Raw genomic sequence first — 2,931 nt, 5'->3', positions numbered from 1 at the left:
GGCTTCCAGCCTTGGCCCGGGATTCTTTGTCCGGTCAACCATCGGGCGGCGCGCCTGCGTGCCGGCCGCCGCAGGATCCGACAAAGTTGCGCCGCCCCCGATGCTCCCCAGAGCTCTTCCCCAACTCTCTGGAGTTCCCCCATGCTGCGCCCGTTGGCGACCCTGCTCGCCGTTGTACTCCTCTGCTCCGGCTGTGCCGAGGTCTCGCCGCCCGACACCGCCGTCCAGGCCGGGTACGGCACCGGCAGCGGTGGGGAGGTCAGCCTTCCGCTGACCGAGGCCATCGCGAAGCTGCCGGTCGCCAAGGAGGTCACCTCCGGCTACGAGCGGGAAAAGTTCAACCACTGGGTCGACGCCGACGGCGACTGCCAGGACGCCCGCAACGAGGTGCTCCTCGAGGAGTCGAGGAAGAAGGCACGCGGCAGGTGCGAGGTGAGCCGGGGCGCCTGGCTCTCCACGTACGACGGCGTCACCCTCAAGCGCCCCGGCGGCCTCGACATCGACCACATGGTCCCGCTCAAGGAGGGCTGGGAGTCGGGCGCCGACGCGTGGAGCGACGAGGAGCGGGAGGCGTACGCCAACGACCTCGGCGACCCGCGCGCCCTCATCGCCGTGACCGCGGCGACCAACCGCAGCAAGGGCGATCAGGACCCCGCCGACTGGATGCCCGACGCCGCCAGCTACCACTGCACGTACGTCGCCGACTGGGTCGCCGTGAAGATCCGCTGGAGCCTTTTCGTCGACCGTGCGGAGAAGGCCGCGCTGAAGCGGATCGCGGCACGCTGCGACAACCCCGTGATCACCGTACGTCTCGCCCGCGCCGGGGTGCCCGAGGGCGATGCGGGCCCGAGCGACGCGCCCGGAGGCGGATCGGGCGAGGATCCCCGTTTCGAGACCTGTGCCAAGGCGACCGCGAAGGGCTACGGGCCCTACCGGAAGGGGCGCGACGCCGAGTACGACTGGTATCGCGACGGCGACAAGGACGGCACCGTCTGCGACAGCTGATTCCGCTGCACAGAATGGGTTACCTGCCCGTAACCCCTGGTGCTCCTCGACCGTTGATTGTGACGAATGTCAAAGGGAGGGGAGAAGTACGTGCGCACAACACTCATCGCGCGAGGAGCCGCAGTCGCGGCCGCAGCTGCCATGGTTGCCTTGTCAGCCGCACCCGCGAGCGCCGCGACGGTGTCGCAGGCGTCCGCGACCGCGCTGAGCCTCGAGCTCGCCGGCACCGGAGCGAGGGACACCGGCACCTATGCCGTCACCAACAACGGCTCCACCGAGTCCGCCGAAGGCACCAACGAGCCGCTCATCACCGCGCTCGGCGGACAGAACGCGATCCACGCCGGCACGCTGGCCCAGGACGCGGTGGCCACCAAGGACGCCACCTCGGCAGCCTGCTCCGGCCTCGCCGGAGACGGCGCGACCGTGGTTGCCGTGGGATCCGGCGACTGCCTCAGCGGCGGCGACAACATCTCGCTCGATGCGGCCAGCCTCGACTTCAGCGACGTCGAGCTCGTCTCGTCCGGTCTGTTCCAGGGTGTCGACCAGCAGCTGATCGCCGCGCTGAAGGAGGCGGGCCTGAGCCAGACCGCGGTCACCGACCCGCTCTCGAAGGCGCTCGAGGATCTCCTCGCGGCGATGGGTGACCCGGGTCTTCACCTCGATCTCGGTGCCGTGCAGAGCAGCTGCACCGCCGACAAGGACAAGGCCTCCGGCGACAGCAGCCTGGCGAACAGCCGGGCCTACATCACCGTCCCGACCGTCGGCGACGTCACCTTGGTCGACCTTCCGGTCGACCCCGCGGTCAACCAGAAGGTCGTCACCGACCTGACCGGTGTCACCGACGCGATCCTGGATGCTCTGCGCACCCAGTTCACCAAGGCCCTGAACGGCGCCCTGGCCCCGGCCAACGGCGGGCTCGACCAGCTTCAGACGCAGGTGCTCGACACGGCCCTCGGCCAGATCGAGTCGCAGCTCGCGCCGCTGGAGGAGAACGTCCTCGACATCACCCTCAACGCCCAGCGCACCTCGCCGGGCGCGATCACGGTGACCGCGCTCGACGCGAAGGTTCTCCCGGCGGCCCAGGAGTTCGTCGGCGGCAGCCTGGCCCACCTGACCATCGGCACCAGCAGCTGTGGCCCGAACAGCCCGATCACCAAGACGGTCACCAAGAACCCGCCGAAGGCGGCCAACCCGCCGGCCTCGGTTCCGACCGTCGTGACCGCCGGCATGGAGAGCTACGACGACGGCAGCGCCGGACGCATCGCCCTCGTCACCCTGCTGCTCCTCGCGGCCGCGGGCGCCGGCGTTGCGACGTACGTCCGTATGTTGCGGCGTGGCTGACACTCCTGCTGACTCGCCGCCGCGGATCGCCGCGGCGGCGAGCGGCCTGTGGACCGCTCTGGTCGTGCTCGCCGTGGCGATGGTGCTGGTGGGCCTGGCGTGGCCGGGTGGCAGTGCCGCGGTGGAGGTCCCGCCCGGCGCTCCGAAGCGTCTCGAGCTCCCCGGCCTCAACACGAGGGCCAAGGTCGTGCCGATCCGGCTCGACGGGGAGGTGCTCGACCCACCGCGCAACCCGCGCGAGATCGGGTGGTGGGTCGGCAGCGCGAAGCCGGGCTCGGCGCAGGGTCAGACCGTGGTCACCGGCCACACCGTGCACACCGGTGGCGGCAGCCTCAACAAGCTCGACCACATCGAGGAGGGGCAGGAGGTCGACATCGTCACCAAGGACGGGACCTTCCAGCACCAGGTCGACTCCGTCGAGGTGCTCAGCCGCAAGGAGCTGGCCGAGCAGGCCCAGCGCATCTTCGGCCAGGACCACGGCGACGGCCGGCTGGTGATCATCACCTGCACCGACTGGAACGGCTCGTCCTACGACAGCAACATCGTCGTGATGGCGCACCGGTTCAACGCGCTACCTTCGTGATG

General features: G+C 70.1%; 3 protein-coding genes. All 3 read left to right on the top strand.

Annotation, left to right across the window (positions count from 1 at the left end; translation table 11 throughout):
* The first annotated feature begins 141 nt into the window (after nucleotides 1–141).
* The 3 genes from ACFVJS_RS27270 to ACFVJS_RS27260 all read left to right on the top strand — a co-directional run bounded on the left by ACFVJS_RS27270 (nucleotide 142) and on the right by ACFVJS_RS27260 (nucleotide 2,929).
* Nucleotides 142–1,005 (top strand): DUF1524 domain-containing protein, encoded by an 864-nt coding sequence (locus ACFVJS_RS27270; RefSeq protein ID WP_378886681.1) that lies wholly within the window; start codon nucleotides 142–144, stop codon nucleotides 1,003–1,005.
* Nucleotides 1,006–1,155: 150 nt separating this feature from the next.
* Nucleotides 1,156–2,346 (top strand): hypothetical protein, encoded by a 1,191-nt coding sequence (locus ACFVJS_RS27265; protein ID WP_378886680.1) that lies wholly within the window; start codon nucleotides 1,156–1,158, stop codon nucleotides 2,344–2,346.
* The gene (locus tag ACFVJS_RS27260) at nucleotides 2,339–2,929 is read left to right on the top strand and encodes a class F sortase (protein ID WP_378886679.1); all 591 of its coding nucleotides are present in this window, start codon (nucleotides 2,339–2,341) and stop codon (nucleotides 2,927–2,929) included. The genes ACFVJS_RS27265 and ACFVJS_RS27260 overlap by 8 nt, the downstream gene beginning before the upstream one ends.
* Nucleotides 2,930–2,931 lie beyond the last annotated feature (2 nt).

Origin of the sequence: Nocardioides sp. NPDC057772, assembly GCF_042798075.1 — a bacterium.
GTDB lineage: Bacteria > Actinomycetota > Actinomycetes > Propionibacteriales > Nocardioidaceae > Nocardioides.
This window is presented reverse-complemented; position numbering and strand designations above follow the sequence as displayed.